The 26,467-nt window shown below is 61.1% G+C and carries 30 protein-coding genes; 26 read left to right on the plus strand and 4 right to left on the minus strand.

Annotated elements, in window-relative coordinates:
• The first annotated feature begins 3 nt into the window (after positions 1–3).
• The 7 genes from EIO64_RS13935 to EIO64_RS13965 all read left to right on the plus strand — a co-directional run bounded on the left by EIO64_RS13935 (position 4) and on the right by EIO64_RS13965 (position 7,681).
• Positions 4–375 (plus strand): sodium:proton antiporter, encoded by a 372-nt coding sequence (locus EIO64_RS13935; RefSeq protein ID WP_021749256.1) that lies wholly within the window; start codon positions 4–6, stop codon positions 373–375.
• Entirely contained in the window at positions 375–1,889 is a 1,515-nt protein-coding gene (locus EIO64_RS13940) for a complex I subunit 5 family protein (protein WP_021749255.1), read from the plus strand. The genes EIO64_RS13935 and EIO64_RS13940 overlap by 1 nt, the downstream gene beginning before the upstream one ends.
• A 28-nt stretch (positions 1,890–1,917) precedes the next feature.
• The gene (locus EIO64_RS13945; RefSeq protein ID WP_249390690.1) at positions 1,918–3,369 is read left to right on the plus strand and encodes a complex I subunit 5 family protein; all 1,452 of its coding nucleotides are present in this window, start codon (positions 1,918–1,920) and stop codon (positions 3,367–3,369) included.
• A gap of 33 nt (positions 3,370–3,402) precedes the next feature.
• Complete coding sequence (locus EIO64_RS13950; protein WP_021749253.1) at positions 3,403–4,893, plus strand: complex I subunit 5 family protein; 1,491 nt, start codon at positions 3,403–3,405, stop codon at positions 4,891–4,893.
• A gap of 12 nt (positions 4,894–4,905) precedes the next feature.
• Positions 4,906–6,315 carry a complex I subunit 5 family protein gene (locus EIO64_RS13955; protein ID WP_136891499.1) on the plus strand — a complete coding sequence of 470 codons (1,410 nt, stop codon included), beginning with the start codon at positions 4,906–4,908 and terminating at the stop codon, positions 6,313–6,315.
• A 2-nt stretch (positions 6,316–6,317) separates the two neighbouring features.
• Complete coding sequence (locus EIO64_RS13960; protein WP_136891500.1) at positions 6,318–6,848, plus strand: hypothetical protein; 531 nt, start codon at positions 6,318–6,320, stop codon at positions 6,846–6,848.
• Positions 6,849–6,937: 89 nt separating this feature from the next.
• Positions 6,938–7,681 carry a ZIP family metal transporter gene (locus EIO64_RS13965; protein WP_136891501.1) on the plus strand — a complete coding sequence of 248 codons (744 nt, stop codon included), beginning with the start codon at positions 6,938–6,940 and terminating at the stop codon, positions 7,679–7,681.
• Positions 7,682–7,737: 56 nt separating this feature from the next.
• Here the strand turns inward: EIO64_RS13965 and EIO64_RS13970 are convergent, their stop codons facing one another.
• Positions 7,738–9,210, minus strand: a complete 1,473-nt coding sequence (locus tag EIO64_RS13970; RefSeq protein ID WP_119310620.1) for a carbon starvation CstA family protein — start codon at positions 9,208–9,210, stop codon at positions 7,738–7,740.
• Positions 9,211–9,621: 411 nt separating this feature from the next.
• Between EIO64_RS13970 and EIO64_RS13975 the strand changes: the two genes are divergently transcribed.
• Positions 9,622–11,034, plus strand: coding sequence for an ATP-binding protein (locus EIO64_RS13975; RefSeq protein ID WP_136891502.1), 1,413 nt, complete (start codon positions 9,622–9,624; stop codon positions 11,032–11,034).
• Between the two features lie 247 nt (positions 11,035–11,281).
• Here EIO64_RS13975 and EIO64_RS13980 read toward each other — a convergent pair whose 3' ends face one another.
• The 3 genes from EIO64_RS13980 to EIO64_RS13990 all read right to left on the minus strand — a co-directional run bounded on the left by EIO64_RS13980 (position 11,282) and on the right by EIO64_RS13990 (position 14,834).
• Positions 11,282–12,799 (minus strand): carbon starvation CstA family protein, encoded by a 1,518-nt coding sequence (locus EIO64_RS13980; protein ID WP_119310621.1) that lies wholly within the window; start codon positions 12,797–12,799, stop codon positions 11,282–11,284.
• A 248-nt stretch (positions 12,800–13,047) separates the two neighbouring features.
• A complete protein-coding gene (locus tag EIO64_RS13985) occupies positions 13,048–13,755 on the minus strand; it encodes a response regulator (protein ID WP_021748504.1) in 708 nt (235 codons plus the stop codon).
• Positions 13,752–14,834, minus strand: coding sequence for a sensor histidine kinase (locus EIO64_RS13990; RefSeq protein ID WP_021748505.1), 1,083 nt, complete (start codon positions 14,832–14,834; stop codon positions 13,752–13,754). Before EIO64_RS13990 ends, EIO64_RS13985 begins: the two co-directional genes overlap by 4 nt.
• Positions 14,835–15,054: 220 nt before the next feature.
• On the opposite strand from EIO64_RS13990, the gene EIO64_RS13995 reads away from it, so the two are divergent.
• From EIO64_RS13995 to EIO64_RS14080, 18 genes are all read left to right on the plus strand, one after another.
• Positions 15,055–15,630, plus strand: a complete 576-nt coding sequence (locus EIO64_RS13995) for a hypothetical protein (RefSeq protein WP_119310623.1) — start codon at positions 15,055–15,057, stop codon at positions 15,628–15,630.
• A gap of 187 nt (positions 15,631–15,817) precedes the next feature.
• Positions 15,818–16,282: a terminase small subunit gene (locus EIO64_RS14000; protein ID WP_021748507.1), complete on the plus strand. Its 465-nt coding sequence runs from the start codon at positions 15,818–15,820 to the stop codon at positions 16,280–16,282.
• A gap of 4 nt (positions 16,283–16,286) precedes the next feature.
• Positions 16,287–17,522, plus strand: coding sequence for a PBSX family phage terminase large subunit (locus EIO64_RS14005; protein WP_136891503.1), 1,236 nt, complete (start codon positions 16,287–16,289; stop codon positions 17,520–17,522).
• A 36-nt stretch (positions 17,523–17,558) separates the two neighbouring features.
• The gene (locus EIO64_RS14010; protein ID WP_136891504.1) at positions 17,559–18,731 is read left to right on the plus strand and encodes a phage portal protein; all 1,173 of its coding nucleotides are present in this window, start codon (positions 17,559–17,561) and stop codon (positions 18,729–18,731) included.
• A complete protein-coding gene (locus tag EIO64_RS14015; RefSeq protein ID WP_119310625.1) occupies positions 18,728–19,609 on the plus strand; it encodes a hypothetical protein in 882 nt (293 codons plus the stop codon). Before EIO64_RS14010 ends, EIO64_RS14015 begins: the two co-directional genes overlap by 4 nt.
• Positions 19,610–19,622: 13 nt before the next feature.
• The gene (locus tag EIO64_RS14020) at positions 19,623–19,979 is read left to right on the plus strand and encodes a hypothetical protein (protein ID WP_021748512.1); all 357 of its coding nucleotides are present in this window, start codon (positions 19,623–19,625) and stop codon (positions 19,977–19,979) included.
• Positions 19,980–19,993: 14 nt separating this feature from the next.
• A complete protein-coding gene (locus EIO64_RS14025; protein ID WP_119310626.1) occupies positions 19,994–21,025 on the plus strand; it encodes a phage major capsid protein in 1,032 nt (343 codons plus the stop codon).
• Positions 21,022–21,396, plus strand: coding sequence for a hypothetical protein (locus EIO64_RS14030; RefSeq protein ID WP_158629794.1), 375 nt, complete (start codon positions 21,022–21,024; stop codon positions 21,394–21,396). The genes EIO64_RS14025 and EIO64_RS14030 overlap by 4 nt, the downstream gene beginning before the upstream one ends.
• Entirely contained in the window at positions 21,393–21,722 is a 330-nt protein-coding gene (locus tag EIO64_RS18860) for a hypothetical protein (protein WP_025545867.1), read from the plus strand. Before EIO64_RS14030 ends, EIO64_RS18860 begins: the two co-directional genes overlap by 4 nt.
• A complete protein-coding gene (locus EIO64_RS14040; RefSeq protein ID WP_119310627.1) occupies positions 21,710–22,204 on the plus strand; it encodes a hypothetical protein in 495 nt (164 codons plus the stop codon). Before EIO64_RS18860 ends, EIO64_RS14040 begins: the two co-directional genes overlap by 13 nt.
• Entirely contained in the window at positions 22,201–23,268 is a 1,068-nt protein-coding gene (locus tag EIO64_RS14045; protein WP_119310628.1) for a phage tail sheath C-terminal domain-containing protein, read from the plus strand. The genes EIO64_RS14040 and EIO64_RS14045 overlap by 4 nt, the downstream gene beginning before the upstream one ends.
• Positions 23,269–23,280: 12 nt before the next feature.
• Positions 23,281–23,670 carry a hypothetical protein gene (locus tag EIO64_RS14050; RefSeq protein ID WP_021748518.1) on the plus strand — a complete coding sequence of 130 codons (390 nt, stop codon included), beginning with the start codon at positions 23,281–23,283 and terminating at the stop codon, positions 23,668–23,670.
• A complete protein-coding gene (locus EIO64_RS14055; RefSeq protein WP_025545237.1) occupies positions 23,667–23,978 on the plus strand; it encodes a hypothetical protein in 312 nt (103 codons plus the stop codon). Before EIO64_RS14050 ends, EIO64_RS14055 begins: the two co-directional genes overlap by 4 nt.
• Before the next feature lies 1 nt (position 23,979).
• On the plus strand, positions 23,980–24,534 hold the full coding sequence (locus EIO64_RS14060; RefSeq protein ID WP_119310629.1) for a hypothetical protein: 555 nt from the start codon (positions 23,980–23,982) through the stop codon (positions 24,532–24,534).
• Positions 24,535–24,546: 12 nt separating this feature from the next.
• The gene (safA, locus tag EIO64_RS14065) at positions 24,547–25,125 is read left to right on the plus strand and encodes a SafA/ExsA family spore coat assembly protein (RefSeq protein WP_309469980.1); all 579 of its coding nucleotides are present in this window, start codon (positions 24,547–24,549) and stop codon (positions 25,123–25,125) included.
• Positions 25,122–26,072, plus strand: coding sequence for a hypothetical protein (locus EIO64_RS14070; RefSeq protein ID WP_119310630.1), 951 nt, complete (start codon positions 25,122–25,124; stop codon positions 26,070–26,072). The genes safA and EIO64_RS14070 overlap by 4 nt, the downstream gene beginning before the upstream one ends.
• A gap of 19 nt (positions 26,073–26,091) precedes the next feature.
• Positions 26,092–26,307 carry a hypothetical protein gene (locus EIO64_RS14075; protein WP_249390691.1) on the plus strand — a complete coding sequence of 72 codons (216 nt, stop codon included), beginning with the start codon at positions 26,092–26,094 and terminating at the stop codon, positions 26,305–26,307.
• Entirely contained in the window at positions 26,283–26,465 is a 183-nt protein-coding gene (locus EIO64_RS14080) for a hypothetical protein (protein ID WP_249390692.1), read from the plus strand. Before EIO64_RS14075 ends, EIO64_RS14080 begins: the two co-directional genes overlap by 25 nt.
• Positions 26,466–26,467: the final 2 nt, after the last annotated feature.

The raw sequence follows: 26,467 nt of genomic DNA on the forward strand, positions 1-26,467 counted from the left end.
AGAATGCTGGAGGAGATCATCCAGAACCGCTACGCGGTCACTGCTGTCATCCTGTTTGGCATCGGCTTCACGAATCTGATGCTGCAGCAGAATCTGCTGCGCAAGGTGATCGGATTCAACATCATGGACTCGGCCGTCTTCCTGCTGCTGGCCTCGCTGGGGTATATTGACGGGGGCGTCGCGCCCATCGTGGGGGACCGGGGCTTCGACCCGCTGTACATCAATCCGATTCCCAGCGGCCTGGTGCTGACCGGCATTGTGGTATCTGTGTCCATCACGGCGTTTTCCCTGGCGTTGATCCAGCGGATCTACCGCCGCTATGGCACCATTGAGATGCGGGAACTGCTGGAGCGGGCCAAGAAGGAGGACGACTGATGCGGCCGTTTGTGGAGAACTTTCCCTTCTTTTCGATTTTTCTGGCTATCCTGGCGGCCATCGTGACCGCGGCCATCCGCAGCGGGCGGATCAGCTACTGGATCACCATCGGAGTGTGCGCTGCATCCGCGCTGCTGAACGGCTGGGTACTGGAATACACCTATGCAGAGGGAGTGAGCTTCACCTACGCCATGGGGCGATTTCTGGCGCCGTACGGCAACGCCATCAACTGCGGGCCGCTTCAGGCACTGCTGGCCGCCGTGTTCTCCCTGGTGATGGCCCTTGCTCTGGCGGGCGGGCGGCGGGACCTGTTTCAGGACATCCTGCCGGAGAAGCAGAAGTTTTACTTTGTCATGGTGAACATGCTGGAGGCGTCCCTGTTGGCACTGACCTACACCAACGACATGTTCACCGGGTATGTGTTCATCGAGACCAGCACCATCGCGGCCTGCGCGCTGGTGATGGCCAAGGACAACGGCCCCAATCTGATCGCCACCATCCGGTACCTGTTCATGAGCCTGGTGGGGTCCGGGCTGTTCCTGATCGGGCTGACCATTTTGAACAGCATCACCGGCTATCTGCTGATGCCCTCTCTGGCGGAGGCAGTGGCGGAGCTGCGGCTCTCGGAGAGCTACACGCTCCCGCTGACGGTGGCTGTAGGGCTGCTGGTGGCGGGACTGGGCGTCAAGAGCGCCATGTTCCCCTTCCACCTGTGGCTGCCGGATGCCCACGGCGGCGCCACCACAGCGTCCTCCGCCATCTTGTCCGGCTTGGTGCTGAAGGGGTACATCGTGCTGCTGCTGGTGATGATCCTGCGGGTTTTCTCCATGGAGCTGATGGTGGAGCTGGGAGTCACCGACGTGATCCTGGCCTTTGGGCTGCTGGGAATGATTCTGGGCTCTCTGGCTGCTATGCGGGAGAACCATATCAAGCGGATGCTGGCGTATTCCTCCGTGGCGCAGGTGGGGTATATCTTCATGGGTGTGGGCCTGGGGAGCATCGAGGGGCTGATCGCCTCCTGTTTCCATATCCTGGTCCATGCCTGCTGCAAGCCGCTGCTGTTTCTCTGCGCCGGCAGACTCTCCGCCGTCAGCGGCCACCACAAGAGCCTGAAGAACCTGCGGGGCAGCGCCTACCGGGACATTGGGGCGGGCTTGGGCTTCACTGTGGGGGCCCTGTCCATGATCGGCATCCCCCTGTTCGGCGGCTTTGTCTCCAAGCTCTACTTTGCCAGCGCGGCCGTGCCCACCGGTATGACGGCGATGATCCTGCTGACCATCGCCCTGTCCACGGTGCTGAACGCACTGTACTATGTTCCGGCGCTGCTGGCCATCTGGGTGAAGCCCCCGGCGGAGGATGAGGCGCTGGTCCTAGCCGACGTGCATCCGGGGGATCTGGCTGCGGACCGGGCCTTCACCGCGGCTGCCGCCATCCTGATCGTGGGAATTTTTGTGCTGGGCATTTTTTACCACCCGATCACAGACCTGATCGAGGCGGGTGTCCGGCTGATTTGAGACTTGTTGTTTGTGAGGGAGTGCGCCCATGCTGTTGCTGCTGCCTATTCTGGTGCCGCTGATCGGCGGGATCTTCGTATTCCGGCAGAAAAATGAGACTTACCGTGACTGGCTGGTGGTGACGCTGATCGTGATTACCGCCGTGATGGTGCTGGCTAACTGCACGATGCCCACCCAGCGGCTGTGGCTGCTGACCATCCAGGGGGACTTGGGCTTGGTGCTGAACAGCGACTGGCTGTCCAAGTTCTTCATGGTGCTGGCAGTGTGCATCTGGGCGCCGGTGGTGGTCTTTACAAAACCCTACATCCGCCATGCGGGGCAGGGCAATCAGTTCATGGGATTTTATACCATGACGCTGGGGGTACTGATGGGCCTTGCTCAGGCGGCCAACTTCGTGACCATGTATATGTTCTTCGAGATGATGTCCCTGATTACGGTGCCGCTGGTGCTGCACAATGCCACGCCGGCGGCCCGCCGGGCAGGCTTCAAATACTTGGGGTATTCCGTATTCGGCGCGGGCATGGCCCTGGCCGGCTACTTCTTTATCGCCTATTACTTGACGGTGCCGGATTTTCAGCCGGGTGGGGCCATCGATTTCTCCCGGGCTGCAGAGCACCAGCCGCTGCTGCTGGTGGCATACTGTCTGATGATCGTTGGCTTCGGGGCCAAGGCGGGCATGATGCCCATGCAGTCCTGGCTGCCTGCCGCCCATCCGGTGGCGCCGGCCCCAGCCTCAGCCGTGCTCTCCGGTGTCATTACCAAGGGTGGCGTGGTGGCTGTGATCCGGGTTACTTATTATATGTTTGGACCGGAGTTTCTGGCGGGCAGCTGGCCCCAATATGTGCTGCTGACGCTGACGCTGGCCACGGTGTTCGTGGGGTCCATGTTGGCCTATCGGGAAAAGCAGCTGAAGCGGCGGCTGGCCTATTCCACGGTGAGCCAAGTGTCCTATGTGCTGTTCGGCCTGATGCTGCTGACGCCGGATGGCGTCCAGGCCTCTCTTCTGCAGATGGTCTTCCATGCCCTGGCCAAGGATACGCTCTTCCTGGCGGCGGGCGCCATCATCTTCTCCACCAACTGCACCCGGGTGGATCAACTGCGGGGCATCGGCCGGCGGATGCCGGTAACCATGTGGTGCTTCACCCTGGCGGCCCTCTCCCTGATCGGGATTCCGCCCATGGCGGGATTCGTGAGCAAGTGGTACCTGCTCACCGCCAGCCTGGAGGCACCGATCCAGGCCTTTGGCGTCGCAGGGCTGGTGGTGCTGGTGGTCTCCGCCCTGCTGACGGCGGGATACCTGCTGCCGGTGGTGACAGAGGGATTCTTCCCCGGCCGGGATTTTATTACGGAGCGGCGGGAAGTGGGAGTCCAGATGACATGGCCCATGATTGCCTTTGCCGCGGCTGTGGTGCTGATGGGTCTGCTGCCCGGCGGCCTGCTGCATTGGCTGGGTCTTCTGGCGGCCCGGCTGTTCCCCTGACAGTGGGGAAGCTTTGAGAAGGGAGGTACGTCTGTGCGCCAATTTCTGACATTGCCCATTCTGGTTCCCATCGTGCTGGGAATCGCGCTGCTGATCCTGCAGCCCAAGAGCCGGAGGGTGCGGAGCATCTATATCATGGCGGCATCCCTGGCGACGACAGCACTGTCTCTGGCCTGTATCGTGCTGACCTATCTCTATGGGAGCGGCTTTCTGGCCTGTATCATGGTGAGATTCAACGAGGCGTTCTCCATCTCCCTGCGGATCGACGGGGCGTCCATGGTCTATGGGGCCATCGTGTCCGTGCTGTGGCCGCTGGTGACGGCGTACTCGCTGGACTATATGTCCCACGAGGGGCATGAGAACCGGTTCTTCGCTTTTTGGCTGATGGCCTACGGTGTGGTGCTGGGTATCGCTTATTCCGAGGATTTTCTGACGCTGTATTTCTTCTATGAGGTCCTGACGCTGACCACGCTGCCTTTGGTGATGCACGCCATGGACGAGAAGGCCCGGTATGCCGGGCGGAAGTATCTGGTGTACTCCCTTTCCGGCGCGGCGTTTGCCTTTATCGGGATCGTCTTTCTGCTGAATTACGGCGTGGGACACCTGAACTTCACCTACGGCGGCATTCTGGATCAGAGTCTGGCGGCGGGAAACGAGCGGACGCTGGAGCTGGTGTTTGTGGCGGCCTTTTTCGGCTTCGGGGTGAAGGCGGCAGTATTTCCCTTCCACGGCTGGCTGCCGGACGCCTCGGTGGCACCTACGCCGGTGTCTGCACTGCTCCATGCAGTGGCGGTGGTCAAGGCCGGCGCCTTCGCAGTGCTGCGGCTAATTTACTACGGCTTCGGGGCGGATTTCCTGCGGGGAAGCTGGGCCCAGACGGTGGTGATGACGGCGGCTATCGTGACCATTGTTTACGGCTCCGCTCGGGCGCTGCGGACACCCCATCTGAAGCGGCGGCTGGCGTTTTCCACGGTGAGCAACCTTTCCTACATCCTCTTTGCCCTGACGTTGATGACCCCGGCAGGGATGGTGGGCGGCATGACCCACATGGTCTACCACGCATTCACCAAGATCACCATGTTCTGCTGCGCCGGCGCCATTATTCTCAAGAGCGGGAAGGAGTATATCTATGAGATGGAGGACTTCGGCCGGGCCATGCCGGTGGTGTTTGCCACATTCACCGTCTCCTCCTTTGCGCTGATCGGAATGCCGCCGTTGGGAGGCTTCGCAGGCAAGTGGATGATTGCGGAGGCGGCAGTGGCCTCGGTGAATCCGCTGGCCTACGCGGGCATCGCCGCGCTGATTCTGTCCACGCTGCTGACGACGCTGTACATGCTGACTATTGTGGTGCGGGCCTATTTCCCGGTGGGAGAGCTGGACCGTGCGGCACTGGCCCGGGTACACGACCCGGCCAGGACCATGTGGATCCCGCTGGTGCTGCTGACCGCCTCCGGTGTGATTCTGGCGCTGCTGTCCAACGAAGTGATCGGCTTTTTATGGAACGCGGTTCCGCGGAACTGGTAAGGGAGGGAGACGATGGGAAACATTCTGCTGCTGTTTCTGGTCCTGTTCCCCATGCTGCTCTCTGCCTGGGTGTTCCCGCTGCGGCGGCGGGACAGGAGATACCGGAATTGGCTGATCCAGATCATTCCCGCAGTGGAGCTGGCCGCTGCACTGCTGCTTCTGCTGTGGCCCGGGGCTGCCCTGGAGCTGCCGGGGGTCTTTGGCTTTGGCCTGCGGCTTCAGGCCGGGAGTCTGGGGAGCCTGCTGGCGCTGGTGAGCGCCTTCCTGTGGGCGGCCACCGGCCTCAACTGCCCCAGCTACTTTGCCGCCGCCGAGGGCTGTAATCGTTTCTACTTTTTCTGGCTGTTGACGCTGGGGGCTCTGATGGGGGTGTTTCTGGCAGCGGACCTGTTCACGCTGTTCGTGTTCTTTGAGATGATGTCCTTCACCTCCTATGTATGGGTGGTGCAAAACGAGACGGAGGAGGCCCGGCAGGCCGGACAGACGTATCTGGCTGTGGCTGTGATCGGCGGCATGGCGCTGCTGGCGGGCCTGCTGCTCCTCCAGCAGCTGCTGGGGACGCTGGAGTTTTCTGCTATGGCGGAGGCGGTATCCGCGCTGCCTGCGGAGAAGCGCGGGTCCCTGTACGTGGCCGGTGGATGCGCATTGGTGGGATTTGGCGCCAAGGCCGGGATGTTCCCCCTGCACATCTGGCTGCCAAAAGCCCATCCCGTGGCGCCGGCACCGGCGTCTGCCCTGCTGTCCGGCATCCTGACCAAGAGCGGTGTTTTCGGTGTGCTCATTCTCTGCCGGTATCTGTTCTGGACAGAGCTTCCCTGGAATACAGTGGTACTGGCCCTGGGCGTGGTGACCATGGTGCTGGGAGCTGTGCTGGCGCTGTTCTCCGTCGATTTGAAGCGGACGCTGGCCTGCTCCTCCATGTCCCAGATCGGCTTTATTCTGGTGGGCACAGCCATGCAGGGCTTCCTGAACGGCGAGAACGCCCTGGCGGCCTGGGGCACGGTGCTGCACATGCTGAACCACTCCCTCATCAAGCTGGTGTTGTTTGTGGCGGCAGGTGTGGTGTATCTGGGAACTCACTCGCTGAATCTCAATGACATCCGGGGCTGGGGGCGGAACAAGCCGGTTTTGAAGGTCCTGTTCTTCGTGGGGGCGGCCTCCATTGCAGGCGTACCGGGTTTTTCCGGCTATGTGAGCAAGACCTTGCTCCATGAGAGCATCGTGGAGTACATCCATGTGCTGGAGCACGCGGGGGCCGCCGCAGGTTGGTTCACGACGGTGGAGTGGCTGTTTCTGCTCTCCGGCGGACTGACAGCGGCGTACATGACAAAGCTGTTCGTGGCGATTTTTGTCTCCAGCCGTGCTGTTGGCCAACGGCCGGCCTTGAAGGACTATATGTCCCGGGCACCCATGCGGCGTTGAGTGTGGGCGCAGCCCTGCTGCTGGTGCTGGGCCTGACTCCGGGACTGACCATGGAGCCTCTGGCCCAATGGGCGGGGCGATTCCTGCGGGCAGATCCTGGTCACAGCGTCCATTATTTTGCCTGGGTCAACCTGAAGGGCGCATGCATCTCCCTAGCTATTGGCGCAGCAGTCTATCTCCTGGTGGTCCGAGGGCTGCTGATGCGGCGGGAGGCGGATGGCATGGTTTATCTGGACCGCTGGCCGGCCCGGCTGGATTTGGAGAATCTGGTATACCGCCCGCTGCTGTCGGCCCTGACCTTTGTGGGGGCCCTCTGCGCCCGGGTGGCCGCCTCCGTAGGCGACTGGCTGGTGCTGCTGGGGGAGCGGATCCTCTTTACCAAGGCCCCCGGCATCTTTGTGCCGAAGCGGGCCGAGAACTTCGGCACATACGGACGGAAACCCCTCCGTTTCCTAACGGAAGAGACCTTCTCCTTTGATCTCATGCTGGCAGGCGGAGGGCTGATCTTCCTGCTGCTGTATATGCTGCTGTGAGTCGACAACGGATACAGAAGAACGCGAAAGGCCAGGAATGCCGCTTATGCGGTGTTCCTGGCCCATCTTTATGGGAGGGAGAGAAGATTGTGGGTACGATCATAGCTGTCACGGCCGCGGCAGGCATGGGAGGGACCGGGCTGGGGGGCCTGGCCGCCTATCTGTTCCGCAGAGGTACGGACAGGACCGTGAGTGTGCTGCTGAGCTTTGCGGCGGGCATGATGCTTGCTGTGGTGTGTGCAGACCTGCTGACCGATGCCATTCAGGCGGGGCCAGGGCTCTCCGCGCTTCCTGCGGCATCTGCCAGCGTACTGGCGGGCTGCGGGGGGATCTGGCTCCTGGAGGAGCTGGTAAGCGGGCTGCAGGCAGGTGCGAAGCGGGGAGGGCTCTTTCTGGCAGGTGTGGTGATGGCAGCCGCTATTGCCCTGCACAACCTGCCAGAGGGGATGGTAATCGGCGCCTCCTACGCTGCGGATCTGGCCGAAGCGGGAGAGGATGGGCGAATGATGGCACTGGTGATCGGGCTCCACAACATTCCAGAGGGAATGGCTGTTGCAGTTCCCCTGGCGGCAGGCGGTGCCAGCAGAGGACGGGCAGTCCTGACCACAGCGGTAGCCGGCGCGCCCACGGTGCTGGGGGCGGTTTTGGGCTTCTGCCTGGGAACGATGGGGCCGGGCCTGCAGATGCTCACACTGGGCGGAGCATCCGGGGCGATGCTGTACGTGGTATTCGGTGAACTGCTGCCGGAGTCCTTCCGCCTGTGCCGATCCCCAGCGCCCGTGATGGCGGCGGTGCTGGGGGTTCTAACAGGCATGGGCGTGGTTTTGGGATAAAAAGAACCCGTCCCGCCACTTGGCGGGACGGGTTTGTTTCAGAAAATAGTTACAGCTTACAGCTTCTGGAGCCGGGCAGCGCGCTTCTTGCCGTACCAGACAATGATAGCAACGTAAGCCACAGCAGCGCAGACACCGATGATGTAGGCGGGCGTCCAGGGAATATGGAAGCCGATCTGTGCATTGGCAATGAAGGTCACTGTAACAAAGGTGTACCAAGCACCGGGAATCAGGGGGATCCACACCCACTTGGCCTTGCTGTTCTCGAACATCCATACGGAGATACCCAGGAATGCGAACAGGGACAGGGTCTGGTTGGACCATGCGAAGTAACGCCACAGCAGATTGAATCCATCGGGGCTGCTCTTCGCAAAGACCAGAATCACCGCCACCAGCGCGAAGATGATGGCGGACAGGCCCAAGCGCTTCGGCTTAGAGCTCTGATCGATGTGCAGAGAGTCAGAGATGGACAGGCGCAGAGAACGCAGCGCGGTATCGCCGGAGGTGATGGGCAGAACGATGACGCCCAGCAGGGCGATGATGCCGCCCACGGGGCCCAGCAGATCGCGGCAGATGATGCCGACAGTGCCGGTGGCCAGAGAGGCATTGACCTCCTGCAGACCCAGGTTGTACACGCCCATAGCGGCGGCGGCCCAGATCATGGCAATGAAGCCTTCCAGAATCATCATATTGTAGAAGGTCATGCGGCCCTGCTTCTCGCTCTTCATGGTGCGGGAGATGATAGCGGTCTGCGTGGAATGGAAGCCGGAGAGAATGCCGCAGGCCACAGTGATGAAGAACACAGGAATGAAGTGCTGCGCGGTGAAATACTCACCATAATTGAAGGTGGCGCTCTGCCAGTTGTCCCACAGGTTCAGCAGGGGATAGCCCTTGACGAACATGCCGATGAACACACCCACGGCAGACAGCAGCAGGATAGCACCGAAGATGGGATAGATGCGGCCGATGATGGCATCGATGGGGAACACGGTGGCGATCAGATAATAAACGAAGATGACACCGTAAATCACCCAGGTGGAGACAGAGGTGGCAGCACCGTCAAAACCAAACACCTGAGTGGCGGCGATGTCGCCGGGGGTGTAGATGAACACCGCGCCGACCAGCAGCAGCAGTACGCTCAGGAAAATCTGGTAAACAGTGAAAACACCCTTGTTGGAGTACTTGCGGACCATGTCCGGCATCTGGGTGCCGCCGTCGCGGAGGCAGATCATGCCGGAGAAATAGTCGTGCATAGCGCCGCCGATTACGTTGCCGATGGGGATGGTGATGAATGCGATGGGCCCGAACAGGATGCCCTGAATGGGTCCGATGATGGGGCCGGTGCCTGCGATATTCAGCAGGTTGATGAGGCTGTTCTTCCATTCCCGCATGGGAACGTAGTCCACGCCGTCCTGCTTGGAATAGGCGGGCGTCTCCCGGTCATCGGGGCCGAAGACCTTTTCGCAGAACTTGCCATAGATGGCTGCGCCTACGAACAGAATCACCAGGCCGATGAGAAAGGTTGCCATAGAAAACACACACTCCTTTATGCCCAGTTTCCCGGACAGATTCTGGCTTTATCATAGCACTGAAGAAAGGAGTTGTAAATAATTTATTCATATTTATAAAGAATTTGTTAATATCGCAGAGAAAACAATTAAAAATTCGTTTACCTCACCTAACAAAGTTCCAAAATTTTTGTCCCTTTTCAAGATAAGTGTTGCTATGTATAATCGTGAATAAAATTTGAAATACGTGAATAAATAGTCACATCTGCACGAGGATACCCTTTGAAACAGGGTATCCTCTTTTCATTTGGCTTTGTGGTCAGAAGAAATATAAATTTCAAATCAAAGGATTGGGAGGTGCAGATACATTGCCACTAATTCGCTAAATATGATATACTTTCACAAAGAGCTATTGTGCATGGAGGAGTTCAAATGGATAATTTATTTGACTTGAACATTGAAAAAGTTCTTGAGCATTGGGGTGTTGAGCATGCAATTCGAGAAATAATTGCCAATGCTTTGGACGAAATGACTTTAACAGGGACGAAAGAAATCGAGATTTCTTATTCTGATGGTGTGTGTCATATTAGAGACTACGGACGCGGGTTGCAATACATACATTTTACTCAGAATGAAAACAAAGAAAAACTTGTTGCAACTAACTTGATTGGTAAATTTGGCGTGGGATTGAAAGACGCACTTGGCGTATTTTACAGAAACCATATCGGAGTTACAATCCATTCCAAATACTCAACTATATCTCTTACTATGGCTGAAAAGGCAGGATTTGACATACAAACTTTGCACGCAGTCTTTTTTGAACCCAAGTATCCTACAATGGTAGGCACAGATGTAGTGCTTACTGGTGTAAAACAAGCTGACCTGCAAAAAGCGAAATCTATGTTTTTGGTATTTAATAGTGATTTGGAACTTTTGGAAAAAACAAATTATGGCGAAGTATATACAAATAAAGGTGATGGTAAGTCTTTCATATATGCCAACGGTGTCCAAATAGCTTCAGAAGATAATTTCCTATTTAGCTACAATATTACAAGCATGAATGCGCAAATGAAGAAAGCTCTAAACCGTGAAAGATCAAATTTGGGGCGTACTGCTTATTCGGAAACAATAAAAAATATTTTGAAGAACTGCGTTTCTACCAAAGTCATGCGACCGCTCGTTGCCGACATAGGGAATGTAATGACTGGGGCAAATAAAGACGAAACAGGATGGGTTGATATTGCAGCCTATGCAGCGAAGACTCTAAACAAATCCGGAAATGTAGTTTTTATGACACCATCTGAGCGGGCACAACTTACAAATGATCAAGTCGAGATATTAGCGCACAGCGGAAGAGAACTCATCATGGTAACTGATGCAGTATTCGGGAAAATATCAGATGTTGTTAATACATTTAAGACTGTATCCGATGAATATAGGCAGGGATACAAATACAGATTTATTGAGTACAAAAACTTAACAGGTGATGAAAAAGAAACTTTTGACCTTGTAACACCAATTACTGAACTCGTTAATAAGAAATACAGGAGAAAGATACCAAGCATTAAAATTTCCGAGACTATTCGTATGGATGAATTTGGCTTTGTAACTCATGGCATATGGGATCCGGCAGAGAATGCTATAATCATCAAGAGAAGTATTTTGAAGTCTAAAGAAACATTTGCCGGCGTGCTTATGCACGAATTTGCACATTATGTATCTGGTTATGCAGATAACACACGAGATTTTGAAAATGTGCTTACAGAGATGCTTGGCTTTGTCTATAGCGAGTTAAGTATTAAGGGGGAGAAACCAAAGAAGGTTGGTTTGTTCAAAAGATGGTAAATAGTGAGAGGGGCAGGAACCATTATGGTTCCTGCCTCTTATTATGTCTTCTGATGAATAAATCTACATTGAAGTTGGCTACCCAAGCAGTAGCAACAATTAACTTAAAAGGGAGAAATTTTTTAAGGACCGGATGTGAACACGAATATTTGTGCTGGACGGACCTGAAAATATGCGGGAGTTCAGGCAGTAAAAAACCCGTCCCGCCTTTTGGCGGGACGGGTTTGATTTTGGAAGACACTGCAGCTTACAGCTTCTGGAGCCGGGCAGCGCGCTTCTTGCCGTACCAGACAACGATGCCAACATAGGCCACAGCAGCGCAGACACCGATAATGTAAGCGGGCGTCCAGGGAATATGGAAGCCGATCTGCGCGTTGGCGATGTAGGTCACTGTGACGAAGGTGTACCAGGCAGCGGGGATCAGGGGGATCCACACCCACTTGGCCTTGCTGTTCTCGAACATCCACACAGAGATGCCAAGGAATGCGAACAGGGACAGGGTCTGGTTGGACCATGCGAAGTAACGCCATAGGGTGTTGAAGCCGCTGGGGCTGCTCTTTGCGAAGACCAGGATCACAGCCACCAGCGCAAAGATGATGGCGGACAGGCCCAGGCGCTTGGCCTTGGAGCTCTGGTCGATGTGCAGGGACTCAGAAACAGACAGGCGCAGGGAGCGCAGCGCGGTATCGCCGGAGGTGATGGGCAGAACAATAACGCCCAGCAGAGCGATGATGCCGCCCACAGGCCCCAGGATATCCTTGCAGATCACGCCGATGGTGCCGGTAGCCAGAGAGGCATTGACCTCCTGCAGGCCCAGGTTGTACACACCCATGGCGGCGGCGGCCCAGATCATGGCGATGAAGCCCTCGAGGACCATCATATTGTAGAAGGTCATGCGGCCCTGCCGCTCGCTCTTCATGGTGCGGGAGATGATAGCGGTCTGCGTGGAGTGGAAGCCGGAGAGAATGCCGCAGGCCACGGTGATGAAGAAGATGGGGATGAAGTGGTTGGCGTCAAAGTACTGACCATAGCTGAAGGCCGCCTGCTCACCGGTGGCTGCATCAACAGCCCACGCGTCGAACGCGATGCCATGCCAGTCATCCCACAGGTTCAGCAGGGGATAGCCCTTGACGAACAGGCCGATGAACACACCCACGGCGGAGAACAGCAGGATGGCGCCGAAGATGGGATAAATGCGGCCGATGATGGCGTCGATGGGGAACACGGTGGCAATCAGATAGTAGACGAAGATAACACCGTAGATGATCCAGGTGGTGGGATCATTCACCGCGCCGGAGAAGCCGAAGACCTGGGTGGCGGCGATGTCGCCGGGGGTATAGATGAACACCGCGCCGACCAGCAGCAGCAACACGCTCAGGAAGATGTTATAGACGGTAAAGACACCCTTGTTGGAGTATCTGCGGACCATGTCCGGCATCTGGGTGCCGCCGTCGCGGAGGCAGATCATGCCGGAGAAATAGTCGTGCATAGCGCCGCCGATTACGTTGCCGATGGGGATGGTGATGAATGCGATGGGCCCGAACAGGATGCCCTGAATGGGTCCGATGATGGGGCCGGTGCCTGCGATATTCAGCAGGTTGATGAGGCTGTTCTTCCATCCCCGCATGGGAACGTAGTCCACGCCGTCCTGCTTGGAATAAGCGGGCGTCTCCCGGTCATCGGGGCCGAAGACCTTTTCGCAGAACTTGCCATAGATGGCTGCGCCTACGAACAAGACCACGAGGCCGATCAAGAAAGTTGCCATAAAAACACACACTCCTTTTCCTTAACCCGCGGCCAGGTCCTCGATTTGGACACGCGGGCTTCTGGCTATAAGCATAGCAGATTTTTGGCCGCATAAGCGTTAAAAAATAGTTCACGGAAATTAAGATGTCGCTAAGAAAACGACAGCCTTATCAAGAATGCGCTTACTTTTGGGGAGCGATGCACAAAAAGCGCATGAAGAAGCCCGGTTGGGAGCTCTTCATGCGCCTGTGCGGACGGCGGAGCGGATCAGCTGCCCTCCGCCATGCGGTAGCCGACGCCCATCTCTGTGAAGAGATACTCCGGCTCGGCGGGATTTTTTTCGATCTTCCGGCGGATGTTGGCCATGTTTACCCGGAGAATCTGGTTGTCGCCGCTGGCCCGGGGGCCCCACAGCTCCTTGATGATGAAATCATACGTCAGAACCTTGCCAGCGTATTTGCCCAGCAGGGCCACGATGCGGAACTCGCTGAGGGTGAGGTGGACATTCTCACCGCGGACACGGACCTGGTGCTTATTGTAGTCGATGACCAGTTCTCCCACTGTATAGGTGCCGTTCCGGGCGATTTCGTCATTACCGGAGATGGTGCGGGTGTGGCGGATCGCGGTGCGGACCCGGGCCAGGAGTTCGTCCGTGCCGAAGGGCTTGGTGAGGTAGTCATCCGCCCCCAGATCCAATGCGGCGACCTTGTCCCGCTCATGGGAGCGGGCGGAGACCACCACCACCGGCAGGCTGGACCAGCTGCGCAGGCTGCGGAGGATGTCCAGACCATCCATGTCCGGCAGGCCGAGGTCCAGAATGACCAGGTCGGGACAGTGGGAGGAGATCATGGAAAGCGCCTCCTCGCCGGTCTGGGCCTGCATGGCTTCATAGCCGTTGTTGTTGAGGACCGTGGAAATGAAGTGCGAGATGCTCTTCTCGTCCTCAATTACCAGAATTTTTTCACGAATCGTCATGATACTTCCTCCTTAGTGAGCGGCAGGCAGAAGGAAAATTCCGCCCCGGACTCCAGATTTTTTGCTTCCAATGTGCCGCCGTGGGCACGGATGATAGCCATGCAGACCGATAGGCCCAACCCCATGTTCCGCTTTCCGTCGCCGGGGGACGAGTCCTCACAGCGAAGCGCACCGCTGAACAGGGTGTGCAGTTTCTGGGGGGGAATGCCCTGGCCGTTGTCCTGCACGTAAAAGCGGGCCCAGGGGCCATCCCGCTGCGCGGACAGGGCGATGTGCGTGGTGGTTCCGCCGTGGAACACGGCGTTCTCCATCAGATTGGACAGGACCTGCATGATGAGGATGGCGTCCATGGGGACCAGGAGCAGCTCATCCGGCACGTGGACCTCCACGGACACGGCGGGAAACCGTTTTCGGAATTTGCGGACCGCCTCGTCCAGGACTTCCTCCGCAGCCTCCGGCTCCTTGGTGATTTTGGCCGATTCGTTGCCGATCCGGGTGATGGAGAGCAGATTTTCCACCACGCGGATGAGCCACTGGGCGTCATCCCGCACATCCACCAGAAGGGACTGCTGTTCGGCCGGGGAGAGGGCGGGATTTTCCAAAATGGCGGAGGTGGCACCCATGATAGAGGTCAGAGGGGTGCGAATGTCGTGGGAGACGGAGCGGAGCAGATCCGCCCGCATCTTCACCTTTTCGTTTTCCATCCGGAGGCGGTCCTGCTCCTTGGTCTTGGTGGTCAGGGTGCTGGTGACCAGCGAGACCACCAGAAAGGTGAACATTGTCAGCGGATAGCCGGAAATGGTGAAGTTAAACGCCATATAGGGATATGTAAACACATAGTTGACGCCGATGACACCCAGCACCGCCGCAATCAGCCCGAAGAGATATCCGCTGGTGAAGCGGGAGATCAGGAGCACGGCCAGCACATAGACCGGAGAGGCAAAGCCGTCGATGGTGTCCGCCGTCTGGTGCAGAAGGGCGCAGGCCCCCGTGGCGCATAGAAGAATGGCGGCGGAGACCAGAAGGTCGCGCCAGGAGAAGGAAAAGGTACGCTTCAAACTGGAACGGGTGATCTTCACAGCAGGTCCTCCTTACATCTGTGGGGCTTGAAACATTATTATAGCAGAAAGAGGTGTTAAGATTCCACTAAAAAACGTTAAAGAACATAGGCGGGAAACCTGTGGATTTTTGCATACGTTTAACAAGCCCCAAATGGACCTTGTCAGCGGTTGAACGACGGAATGCGTATAATAATGGATGGCAGGGAGCTGCCGAAAAACAAAAGGAGTGTGTATCAGTATGGAGGAAAGACTCAAAACATATCTGCGGCCGGGAGAGCAGGTCCGCTGGCAGGGCCGTCCCGCCCCGTTTTCGCTTCTGGAGGCAGAGGCAAAAAAGCAGATCCTGCTGAAGTGGGGACTGACGGTGGCACTGGGCGGCGGGCTGCTGGCCGTGTATCTTTCCGGGACCGAGGCGCCCAGTATGGGATTTATCGGCCTGGTGCTGCTGGTGGCTGCGGTGATTCTGATCTCGCCCGTGGCGGAGCGCCGGAACCTCATGGGGGAGCAGTATTGGATCACCAACCAGCGGGCCATTCTGATGACCCGGGACAAGACGTTTTTCTACATGGAACTGTCTGACATCGACGATCTTCAGGTAGTGGGTGGAACCACAAAGGGAAAGAGCTTGGTTCTGGGCAGATGCCTGTTTGAGGAGGCCAAGAAGCTGCTCCGCTGGCGGGCCTGCCATCCCAAGGTCGACGTCCAGAGCCATGACGAGACGGACCGGGCCCTGGGGATGATTTTCTATGGCGTCCAGGGAGCCGAAGCGGCGGCGGAGCTGCTGCGACAGGGCAGAGACGGCGAGGCAGCCTGACCGGCTCCAACCGGCGGCTCACCCAGCCATACAATTGAATCTGGAGCGCAACACGCTGTACCGCGGGGATCTCCTGCCCGCGGTACAGCGTTTTTTTATTATTAAGTCAAAAGAGATGCCCGGCGGCGTGCAACTTTTGGCCGGAAGGCGGTTATTATCGAACGACTGAGAAAGGAGGTACGCGTCCTTGGAGAAATTGAAGGGGCAGGCCGAAGCATTCTGCCGGAAGTATCTCCAGTGCATGGACCCGGACCAGGCAGCGGCAATGGCTGGCTGCGCCGATGGATACGCCGTGCTGGAGACGAAGATGGTGCGCAGGCGGCTGGAGCGGATGCGGGAGGCAGCGGCTGGGCAGGTGCACCGGGAGGATGTGGTACGGCGTCTGGCCCAGCTGGCTTTCGGCCGGGTGAATGATGCGGCGCGGCTGGCCCTGCACAGCGAAGAGGCGGATTTGGAGACGCTGGATCTGTCTGCCGTGGCGGAGCTGAAGGTGACGGACAAGGGCGGCGTGGAAGTGAAGCTTATTGACCGCATCCGGGCTCTGGAGGCTCTGTACGGACTCCTGAGCGAGGAAAAGGCGGAGGGGGCCGGAGAGCTGTACCGGGTGCTGACGGAAGCTGCCGGGGAGGAAGGAGGGTGGGACGACGGCTGAGATCATGCGGTTTTCCCAAAAGCAGCGAAGGGTGCTGACCTGGTGGTGCCGCCCGGGAGATTGGGAGGCCATCATCTGCGACGGGGCCGTCCGCAGCGGCAAGACCTTCTCCATGGGGCTCTCCTTCTTCCTCTGGGCCATGGCCAGGTTCAACGGACGGCAGCTGGGACTGTGCGGAAAGACCATCACCTCCCTGCGGCGGAACCTGCTGGCGGAGCTGGTGCCCTATCTGCGGCGGCTGGGCTTCGACTGCTGGGAGCGGCGGTCGGAGAACCTGCTGACCGTGCGGCTGGGGGGCCATGAAAACCATTTCCTGCTCTTTGGCGGGCGGGACGAGTCCAGCGCGGCGCTGATCCAGGGCAGCACCCTGGCGGGGGTGCTGCTGGACGAGGCGGCCCTGATGCCCCGGAGCTTTGTGGAGCAGGCCGTCGCCCGGTGCAGCGTGGCGGGGAGCCGCCTGTGGTTCAACTGCAATCCGGAGAACCCTCAGCACTGGTTTTACCGAGAGTGGATTTTGAGGGCGCGGGAACGGCGGGCCCTGTACCTTCATTTCACCATGGAGGACAACCCCGCCCTGTCGCCCCGGATCCGGGCCCGCTATCGCAGCGCCTACTCCGGCGTTTTTTACCGGCGATTCGTGCTGGGGGAGTGGACAGCCGCCCAGGGGCGGGTGTACGACTTCTTCGACCGGGACCGGGACAGCGTGCCTGTGCCGGAGGGAGATTTTCAGGAGTGGCGGATTTCTGTGGATTACGGCACCGCCAACCCGGCCTCCTTCGGCCTGTGGGGCCGGCAGGGAGAGATCTGGTACCGGGTGGGAGAGTTCTACTACGACTCCCGCCGGGAGGGACGGCAGAAGACCGACGCAGAGTATGTCCGGGACCTGCGGGAGCTGGCGGAGGGCAGGGAGATCACAAGGGTGATCGTGGACCCGTCGGCGGCAAGTTTCATCGAGGCGCTGCGGCGGGAGGGATTCCGGGTGGTCCGGGCGGACAACGATGTGGCCGACGGCATCCGGGTGACGGCGGACCTGCTGAAGCGGCGGCGGATCATGATCTGCGGCGCTTGCGCCGACTGCCTGCGGGAGATGGAAACGTACTGCTGGGACGACAAGGGGCGGCGGGACGCTCCGAAAAAGGAGCAGGACCACGCCATGGACGATCTGCGGTACTTCGCTATGGATCTGGCGGCGGAAGAGCAGAATGGCTTTGCGGCCACCTGGGTGGAGAGACGGGCCTGAGGGACCGCGGTAAGGAATGGACGGGAGGTTTGGAAGTTGAAGTGGTTTCGGAAACAGACGGCGCCGGCGGGAGCGTCGGTCCAGCTGCGGGAGACGGGATACCACCCATTTGGACTGCTGGGGCAGTATGTGCCCATGCGCAGTGGGGAGATCCGGCTGTACCGGGCAGTACGGGAGGCGGTGCCGGTGGTGGACGCCGCCATCTACAAGCTGATCCGGATGGTGGGCGGTGTGACGGCGGCCTGTTCCGACCCGGCGGCAGAGCGGGGGCTGGGGGAATTCCTCCGCACGGTCCCGGCTGGACGGGGGCAGTATGGGGTCGATGCCTTTCTGGAGGGCTACCTGGACGCTCTGCTGACCTGCGGGCGAGCCATCGGGGAGATCGTGCCCGCAGCAGGAAACCGGGAGATTGCGGCCGTGCTGTGGGGCCGGGTGGAGGATATTGAGATTCGGGAGGGAGACCATCCCCTGGCATTTACAATCTGCGGCCCCGACGAGCAGGGGCGGATGGGGCCGCTGCCCTGTCAGGACTTGCTGCTGTTCACGCCTCTGAATCCTGAGGCGGACAGCCCCTATGGCGTGTCCCTTCTGCGGGGGCTCCCGTTTTTGACGGATATCCTGATGAAGATCTACCACACCATCGGGATTAACTGGGAGCGATGCGGCAGCCTGCGCTTCGCCGTCACCTGCCGGGACGACGGAAACGGCCAAGCGGAGGAGCGGAGCCGGATGCTGGCAGGAGAGTGGTCCCGGGCCATGCAGGATACCAGGAGCGGCAGCGTGCGGGACTTTGTGGCTGTGGGAGATGTGGATATCCAGGTCATCGGCGCTGACGCGCCCGTCCTGGACAGCGAGGTGCCGGTGCGGCAGATTTTGGAACAGGTGGTGGCCAAGACGGGGATCCCGCCCTTTATGCTGGGACTGAGCTGGAGCTCCACGGAGCGGATGAGCTCCCAGCAGGCGGACATGCTCACCACGGAGATCACGGCCATCCGGCGGACCATTACGCCGGTGGTGGAGCGGATCTGCCGGCTGTGGCTGCGGATGCACGGGTATACTTGCGGCTTTGAAGTCCTGTGGGAGGACATCAACCTCCAGGACGAGGTGGAGGACGCCCGTGCGGCCCTCTATCTGGAGCAGGCGCGGAAGCTGCGGCTTGAGAACGACGCGGCGGAGGCGGCCGCGTTCCATACAAGGAGAGAGGTATGAAAGAACTCGAAAAAAATCTGGAGGCAACGGGAGGCGTGCCGGCGGAGGCAGAGCTGGCGGCGATCAACCGCTTTGCCAAGTCACCCCTGCGGGCAGAGGAGGTGTACACCTTTTCCCTGCGACTGTGCGACAACGAGGTGGACCGGGACTGGGAGCGGTTCGATACGGCGGCGCTCAACACACTGGGCGACCTGTTCGTGGGGAAGAGCGGCATCTTTGACCACCAGTGGACGGCGGAGGGGCAGACCGCCCGCATCTACCGGACGGAGATGGTGCGGGAGGGCGCCCAGGTGACCGCGGTAGGGGACGGCTACTGCTGGCTGAAGGCCTGGGCTTATCTGCTGCGGACGGAGAAAAACGCGGATCTGATCGCGGAGATCGAGGGAGGCATCAAGCGGGAGGTCAGCGTAGGGTGCAGCGTGGCCCGGCGGGTGTGCTCCATCTGCGGCGCAGAGGGCGGCACCTGCCAGCACACGCCAGGGCAGCGGTACGGGGAGCAGCTGTGCTACCTGGAGCTGCGGGATCCCACCGACGCATACGAGTGGTCCTTCGTGGCGGTGCCAGCCCAGCGGAAGGCGGGGGTCCTGAAGCGGTACGGCCACGAGAACCAGGGGATGGCACAGCTGAGGGCCCAGGCGGAGCTGGGGCGGAAATACCTGCGGGAGCTGCGGCGGGAGGTGACGCGGCTTGCCATGCTGGCGGACGACAGCATGGACGGCGGCGCCCTGGCCAAGGCGGCGGAGCATCTGGAGGAGCCGGAGCTGCTGGAGCTGAAGCGGGTCTACGGGGCCCAGGCAGCCCGCCGGTTCCCGCCTGTGCCGCAGCTGCGGAGCCGGGGAGCGGCAAAAACAGAGGACGAGACAGAATTTCTGATCTAAGGGAGGATGAAGCATGAAGCTTTCTTATGAGGGGATCGGCCAGTGGGCCGCCACCTTCGCCTGTGATGATCTGGCGGAGGGGGAGCTGGTGAAGGTCAGTGCCAACGGCACGGTGGCCGCCTGCGCGGCGGGCGACGATTTCTGCGGCATGGTGCTTTCTGTCGGCCGGGGCGGCGACGCCTGCGCCGTGGCCCTGGGCGGCATGGTCACCGCCGGGTACACCGTACCGGCAGAAGGAGCGGCACCGGCCCTGGGCTGGAGCGGCCTCAGCGCCGACGGCGAGGGCGGCGTCCAGGCGGACGCGGACGGCAGCACCTATCTGGTGGTGGATGTGGACACCACCGCCAAGACCGTGACCTTTGTACTGTGAGGAGGAGAGAGACGATGGCATATCATTTTGAGAACATCAAGCTGGAAAAGGGAATGTACGGCCGCAGCAGCCGAAGCTTTTCCCAGGCCCTGGAGGAGCTGGACCCCAGCGAACACTACCGGGGTACGCCTCTGGAGGGGCTGGACGCCTTTCAGCGGCAGCTGAAGCGCTTTGACATCCATGTAAAGGGCGCGGGCAGCGACATGGTAGAGAAGTTCTTCCACACCTCCGACTCCGCCGTGCTGTTCCCGGAGTTCGTCTCCCGGGTGGTGCGGCAGGGGATGGAGGAAGAGAGCATCCTGCCGGCCATCACCGCCACGGTGACCAAGTTCGACGGCATGGACTACCGGTCCATCGCCTCCGTGCCCAGCGAGGAGGACAAAAAGCTCCGCCGGGTGGAGGAGGGCGCCCGGATCCCGGAGACCACCGTCCGCACCCAGGAGAACCTGGTGCACCTCTACAAGCGGGGGCGGATGCTGGTAGCCTCCTATGAGGCTATCCGGTTCCAGCGGCTGGACCTGTTTTCTGTGACTCTGCGGCAGATCGGCGCCTACATCGGCCGGATGCACCTGGAGGACGCCATCGAGGTGCTGCGCAACGGTGACGGAAATCAGAATGCCGCACAGCAGTACACCATCGGCACGAAGCCTATCACCGGAACCAAGGGGACGCTGACCTATGACGCCCTGCTGGAGTTCTGGAGCCAGTTCGACCCCTACACCATGAACACCATGCTGGTGGGCAGCGACGTGATGCTGGCCATGCTGAAGCTGGATGAGTTCCAGAATCCCCTGACGGGGCTGAACTTCCAGGGCACCGGCACGTTGACCACGCCCCTGGGGGCAAAACTGCTGCGGACCTCTGCCATGCCGGCGGGGATCCTGATCGGCCTGGACAGGAACTACGCCCTGGAGCAGATCTGCGGCAGCGAGATCACGGTGGAGTATGACAAGCTCATTGACCGCCAGCTGGAGCGGGCGGCCATCACCTCCATCTCCGGATTTGCCAAGCTGTTCACGGAGGCATCCAAGGTCCTGGTGGTATGAGCGGGGCACAGGAGACGGTCCTGACCCTGGCCCGGGAACTCTCCGGGGCCGGGGAGGCGGAAGAGGCTCTGCTGGAACTGCTTTGTCAGGCGGCGGAGCAGCAGTGGGAGAAGCGGCTGCGGCCGGGAATGACGGCGGAGGACTGCGGCAAGGCGTTCCCCTGCGCCGTGGCCTTCACCGCCGCCGCGGACCTGGCGGCGGCGCGGGGCGGTGAAGGCGTGTCCGGCTTCACAGCGGGCAGCGTGTCCGTGCGGATCCGCGGCGCGGCGGAGAGCTGCGCTTTGGCGGAGAGCCTGCGGCGCACGGCGGAACGGCTGATGGCACCCTTTGCGGTGCCGGACGATTTTTGCTTTCGGGGAGTGAGAGGATGACAGACTGGGTGCGGCAGGTCCTGGAGCGATATGGACAGGATGTCACCGTGGACACGGCGGACGGAGAGCGGACCGTGCGGGCGTTTTTACAGCCGATGACGGAGCGGGATGAACGGGCCCGAAGTGACGTTACCTCCATCGGCTGGGTGGATGGGCGGCTGTGGCTGTATCTGGGGCAGACGGCCCTGGAGGAGGGGGAAGCCCTGGCCTGGGAGGCCACGCGCTTCCGGGTGCGCAGCTGCAGGCCCTACTACATTGGTAACGCGCTGTCCCACTACTGGGCGGCGCTGGAACAGGAGCGGGAGGCGGCGGAATGCGGGAGCTGAGTCAGATCCGGGATGCAGTGGTCTCCGCCCTGGCGGCGGAGGGGGTGGCGGCGCTGGACGCCTACCCGGACCAGCGGGCCAGGCGGTATGGCTGCCCGGTGGCAGCGGTGGCTGTGGAGACCGCAGAGAGCCGGACCGTGGGATTCTGCAATTATCTGGGCGAGGTCTTCGATACCGGGGCCGGCGCACCGCGGGAGCTGTATGGAAAGCAGCTGGAGGCGGTGATCTCCATAGAGATCCGGGGACAGCGGGCTGCGGACTGTGAACAGGGCTGTGAGACGGCGGCGGAGGTGCTGCTGGGAAGGCTGCCCGCCGGCATCCGCCCCGGTGAGCTGAACTGGGAAGCCCTGACTTGGGAGCGGGAGACAGGGCTGTTCCTGCGGCGGGGAAGGCTCCGGTGCCGGGCGTATTTCCTGGCCCGGGCGGAAGAGGGCGACACGGTATTTTTGGACTTTCGATTGAAGGGAGCAGTGACCACTTGAGCGAGACAATGCATGAGCGGCCGGGGGTGTACTCCAGCTATGACGCGTCAACGGTGGTATCCGCCGGGCGGGCCGCCAAGGTCATTGGCGTGGCGGCCAAGGCGGTGAAGGGCACCGCCGGAGAGGTGGTGACCCTGACGGGCTATGCCGCGGGCGTGGCGGCCTTCGGCGAGGACGCAGCGGATACGCCGGGGATGAGCACCATCCTGCGGCTGCTGTTTGCCAATGGTGCCTCCACTGTGGCGGCGGTCCGGGTGGCGGAGGCCGGCGCGGTGAAGGACTACCAGGACGCCTTCGCGGCCCTGGGCGGGGAGGAGGCCCGGATTCTGGTGTGCGACAGCGCCGAGGAGACGGTGCAGCAGGCGCTGCGGACTGCGGTGGAGGATGCCTCTGCCGCCCGGATGGAGCGGATCGCCGTGGTGGGCGGCGACGGTGAGTCGGCAGCGGAGCTGGTGACCCACGCGGCGGCGCTAAACAGCGAGCGAATGGTGCTGGTGGGGCCCGATGCCCTGGACAGCGGCGGGAAGACGCTGCCCGGCGTGTTCGCCGCAGCGGCCCTGGCAGGGGTCATCGCCTCCGGACGGGACCCGGGAGTGCCGCTCAACGGGGCGGAGATCCGGGGGCTGGGGGGCCTGGGCACCGCATACACCGACAATGACATCGACCTGCTGGTGCGGGGCGGCGTGACGCCCCTGGAGAGCACGGCGGGCACAGTATCCCCGGTGCGGGGGATCACCACCCGGACCACAACCGGCGGTGCAGCGGACACCACTTGGCGGGAGCTGACCACCATCCTGATCGTGGACGATGTGATCCCGGCAGTACGGCAGGCCCTGCGCAGCAAGTTCGCCCGGGCCAAAAACACGGCCCAAAGCCGCAGCGCCATCCGCTCTCAGGTGATTGTGGAGCTGGAGAAGAAGGTGGCCGAGGAGATCATCGACAGCTATGGCGAGGTGACGGTGACGGCCTCGGAGGATGACCCCACCGTGTGTCTGGTGGAGTTCAGCTTCGCGGTGGCCCATGGGCTGAACCAGATCTATCTGACGGTCCACATCACGGTGTAAGGAGGAGACGGTATGGAAGCAACGGGATTTCCCACCAGCGCGGACATCTATCTGGAGCTGGATGGGAGAAAGATCGCGGTGGTGCAGGGCTACACCGCCCGGGCCAGCAAATCCAGCCAGAGCGTAGAGGCGTTCGGCGAGAGCGAGCCGGTGGCCACCATCGAGGGTCAGCGGAAGTACACCCTGGAGCTGACACGGCTGTACGCCACTGAGGACGCGGTGACGGACGGCATCAATTTCTATGACCTGCGGGATTTCTCCCTGGTGATCTGCAAGCCGGACCGGAAGGTCATTTACAGCAGCTGCCAGTGGAGCGCCATTCAGGAAGAGGGCCAGCTGAATGCCATGGTGGCAGAGAAGGTGACCGTGGTGGCCTCCAAGCGGATCGAGACCACGGCATGATGGAGGAACTGGACGAGCTGCGGCCGCCCACGGCCTGGCGGCTGCTGGAGATCTGGCGGGGGACCCGGGAGCTGGCAGAGGAGCCCCTGGAACGCGCCCTGCTGTGCAACGCCCAGGTGCTGGCAGAGAGCTGCCTGCGCCAGGGGAAGCCGGTGTTCCCCGACGGCGCGGCGGTCCTGGTCGGGCTGACCGCCGGGGAGATGGAAACACTGCTGCGCCGTCTGGCGGGGGAGGAACCCTCCCCCGCTCCGGCGGCGGTGAACCGGGACTTTGATCAGGGGCGGTTCCAGGCGTTGAAGGAGGGCTGAGATGGAATACATCCGGGAGATGCTGCTGCGGCAGCGGACCGCCCTGGGGCGGCTGATGCTGGGCGGCGGAAGCGCGGAAGAGCCGGAGACCGCAGCCGCCTCTCCAGCCACGGAGAGAACGTCTCCGGCAGCGCCTGCCCCATGGGAGACGGACGGGACGGCGTCTGGGACCGGCGGATGGGAGATTCGTGGGAACAGCTTCGCGGGCGCTGGGGCCGACAGGCAGACTGGCCCCACTTCGGCGGGGGAGACGCTGCGGCTGGTCCTGGCCCGGAAGCGTGCAGAATGGCAGTATACGGCCGCCTTCGGACCGGCTGGCACCGGAGAGACCGCCGATTCTGCCGGGAGGCGGAATCCCATGACGGAGGATGGCGGTCTGTCTGATGGAGGCGGGGCAACAATGCCCGGCGGAGGCGAAGCGGAGGAGACGTTCTATTTTCTGCCGGGACGCCGGGACTCCGGCGCGGCAGGAATGATGGAGAGCGCCAGGGCGCTGTCCCGCACGGTGCAGCGGGACGCCCGCCGGTATGACGGCGGATTCCCGCTGTATGACTGAGGAGGTGAGAATTTGCTGCTGAAACCCATGCGCTATAAGGACTACACCTGGCCTCACAACCCGGAGAGCTGCGCGGTGGAGTACCGGCGGCAGATAGCAGCCCACAAGATCCCCCTGGGGGGCTGGTACCTGCAGGATCTGGGGCGGACATACCGCATTTTCCGGGGAGAGGGTACCTTTGCAGGGGAGCGGGCCTACGAGGAGTTCCAGACGCTGGCGGAGGTCTTTGACCAGACCGGGCCGGGGCTGCTGGTGCACCCGGTTTGGCGGACGGTCAGCGCCTATTTCGTGACCCTGGAGCTGATGGAGGAGCCGCTGCCGGACTATGTGCGCTACCGCTTTTCCTTCTGGGAGGACAGCACGGCCTCCGGCGGGCTGGTGGAAGTGCCCGTAGAAGGGGAGCCAGAGGGCGGAACGGACCCGGAGATTCCCGCCGGAGGCTGGGGTGCCGTCCATACAGTGCGGAAAGGAGAAACCCTGTGGGGGATCGCCTGGCGGTACGGCGTGGCGCTGACCGCCCTGATCGCAGCCAATCCCCAGATCAAGAACCCCAACTTGATCTACCCGGGGGATCAGGTGAGGATACCATGAGAGGACGGATCATCACCAGCGACCACCGGATTTTTGAGCTGCCGGTGCTGCTGCGCTGGAATATCACCTACACCGGCGGCGTGCCCTGCGACAGCTATGAGGTCACCTGCGTGTACGACAGGACCATGGCGGAGCTGCTGCATCTGGCGGCGGGTTTCCTGGCGCTGGACGAGAACGGCGGGGTGCTGCTGCGGGGCATCGTGGACGAGTACGAGGTGAAGCTGACGGCGGCGGGACTGGCGGTGACCATCTGCGGCCGGGGATACGCCGCCCGGCTGCTGGACAATGAGTCCCGGCCGGTGACGTACCAGGGAGCCACGCTGGCCGAGATCGTCCGGTGCCATGCGGCGCCCTACGGCATTTCCAGCGCGGAGATCGCGCCGGTGTCGGCGGACTCTGTTTACACCGTGGCCGCCGGCACCAGTCAGTGGAAGGCGTTGGAGGGTTTCTGCCGGACCTATGGGGGCTTTTCGCCCCGCTTCCGGCGGGACGGGCTGCTGGTGGCGGCGCCGGAGCGGGACGACGGGCGGCGGATCGTCATCGACGGGACCAGCCCGATCCTCTCCTGCACCCTGCGGGAGGACCACTACGGTGTGCTGACGGAGGTGCTGGTCATCGACAAGACCCGGAACGTGTCCTACAGCGTGCAGAACCGGGACATGCTGGACCGGGGCGGCCAGTGCCGCCGGGTGGTCTACACCCCGGGGCAGAGCACCTGGGCTGCCATGCGGTATACCGGGGAGTATCAGATCCGGCGGTCCCGGGAGGAGGAACTGACCATTGAGCTGGGGCTAGCCGGGTGTTTCCCGGCGTTTCCCGGGGACACGGTCCGGCTGGAACTGGAGGCCATGGGCCTCTCCGGCGAGTACCGGGTGGCCGAGGCGGAAAACACGGCCTCCCCGGAGACGGGAGAGGTCTGTACATTGATACTGAGGGAGCGGATATGAGATGTGGCTATCGAGACAGATGAAAGCGCCGGCGCCCACGGCGGACGCGGATCTGGGCATGACCACCATCACCGGAGACAGCGTGGGCGTGGTCACCCGGGGGAGGTACGGGCGCTTCCAGTGTATGGCCCCGGCGGCTATGTGTGGATGCCGGAGAGCGGCGCTGCGGTACTGGTTATCAAAGGTGGCCCTGGCGGGGAGGAGCAGTGCGTGGCAGGACAGCAGCAGGCTTTGATCCCGGAAGGCATGGGACCGGGGGAGGTCTATCTCTTCACCCCCGGCGGAAACAGCGTGTACCTGCGCAGCGGCGGCGAGATCGAGCTGCAGGGCAAAGTGCGCATCCAGGGCAGCCTGACGGTGAACGGGGAGCCCTATGCGCCCTGCGAGAGCTGAGG

Origin of the sequence: Dysosmobacter welbionis (assembly GCF_005121165.3) — a bacterium.
GTDB classification, from domain to species: Bacteria; Bacillota; Clostridia; order Oscillospirales; family Oscillospiraceae; genus Oscillibacter; species Oscillibacter welbionis.

Bases quoted from the DNA above. Each gene is read 5' to 3' on its own strand.
- EIO64_RS14060 (WP_119310629.1), top strand. From the start codon at position 23,980: ATGGAATACATCCGGGAGATGCTGCTGCGGCAGCGGACCGCCCTGGGG.
- EIO64_RS14070 (WP_119310630.1), top strand. From the start codon at position 25,122: ATGAGAGGACGGATCATCACCAGCGACCACCGGATTTTTGAGCTGCCG.
- EIO64_RS13975 (WP_136891502.1), top strand. From the start codon at position 9,622: ATGGATAATTTATTTGACTTGAACATTGAAAAAGTTCTTGAGCATTGG.
- EIO64_RS13970 (WP_119310620.1), bottom strand. From the start codon at position 9,210: ATGGCAACCTTTCTCATCGGCCTGGTGATTCTGTTCGTAGGCGCAGCC.
- EIO64_RS14075 (WP_249390691.1), top strand. From the start codon at position 26,092: ATGAAAGCGCCGGCGCCCACGGCGGACGCGGATCTGGGCATGACCACC.
- EIO64_RS14030 (WP_158629794.1), top strand. From the start codon at position 21,022: ATGAGCGGGGCACAGGAGACGGTCCTGACCCTGGCCCGGGAACTCTCC.
- EIO64_RS13940 (WP_021749255.1), top strand. From the start codon at position 375: ATGCGGCCGTTTGTGGAGAACTTTCCCTTCTTTTCGATTTTTCTGGCT.
- EIO64_RS13945 (WP_249390690.1), top strand. From the start codon at position 1,918: ATGCTGTTGCTGCTGCCTATTCTGGTGCCGCTGATCGGCGGGATCTTC.
- EIO64_RS14040 (WP_119310627.1), top strand. From the start codon at position 21,710: ATGCGGGAGCTGAGTCAGATCCGGGATGCAGTGGTCTCCGCCCTGGCG.
- EIO64_RS13935 (WP_021749256.1), top strand. From the start codon at position 4: ATGCTGGAGGAGATCATCCAGAACCGCTACGCGGTCACTGCTGTCATC.
- EIO64_RS14020 (WP_021748512.1), top strand. From the start codon at position 19,623: ATGAAGCTTTCTTATGAGGGGATCGGCCAGTGGGCCGCCACCTTCGCC.
- EIO64_RS18860 (WP_025545867.1), top strand. From the start codon at position 21,393: ATGACAGACTGGGTGCGGCAGGTCCTGGAGCGATATGGACAGGATGTC.
- EIO64_RS14005 (WP_136891503.1), top strand. From the start codon at position 16,287: ATGCGGTTTTCCCAAAAGCAGCGAAGGGTGCTGACCTGGTGGTGCCGC.
- EIO64_RS14055 (WP_025545237.1), top strand. From the start codon at position 23,667: ATGATGGAGGAACTGGACGAGCTGCGGCCGCCCACGGCCTGGCGGCTG.
- EIO64_RS14025 (WP_119310626.1), top strand. From the start codon at position 19,994: ATGGCATATCATTTTGAGAACATCAAGCTGGAAAAGGGAATGTACGGC.
- EIO64_RS13980 (WP_119310621.1), bottom strand. From the start codon at position 12,799: ATGGCAACTTTCTTGATCGGCCTCGTGGTCTTGTTCGTAGGCGCAGCC.
- EIO64_RS14015 (WP_119310625.1), top strand. From the start codon at position 18,728: ATGAAAGAACTCGAAAAAAATCTGGAGGCAACGGGAGGCGTGCCGGCG.
- EIO64_RS13985 (WP_021748504.1), bottom strand. From the start codon at position 13,755: ATGACGATTCGTGAAAAAATTCTGGTAATTGAGGACGAGAAGAGCATC.
- EIO64_RS14050 (WP_021748518.1), top strand. From the start codon at position 23,281: ATGGAAGCAACGGGATTTCCCACCAGCGCGGACATCTATCTGGAGCTG.
- EIO64_RS13995 (WP_119310623.1), top strand. From the start codon at position 15,055: ATGGAGGAAAGACTCAAAACATATCTGCGGCCGGGAGAGCAGGTCCGC.
- EIO64_RS13955 (WP_136891499.1), top strand. From the start codon at position 4,906: ATGGGAAACATTCTGCTGCTGTTTCTGGTCCTGTTCCCCATGCTGCTC.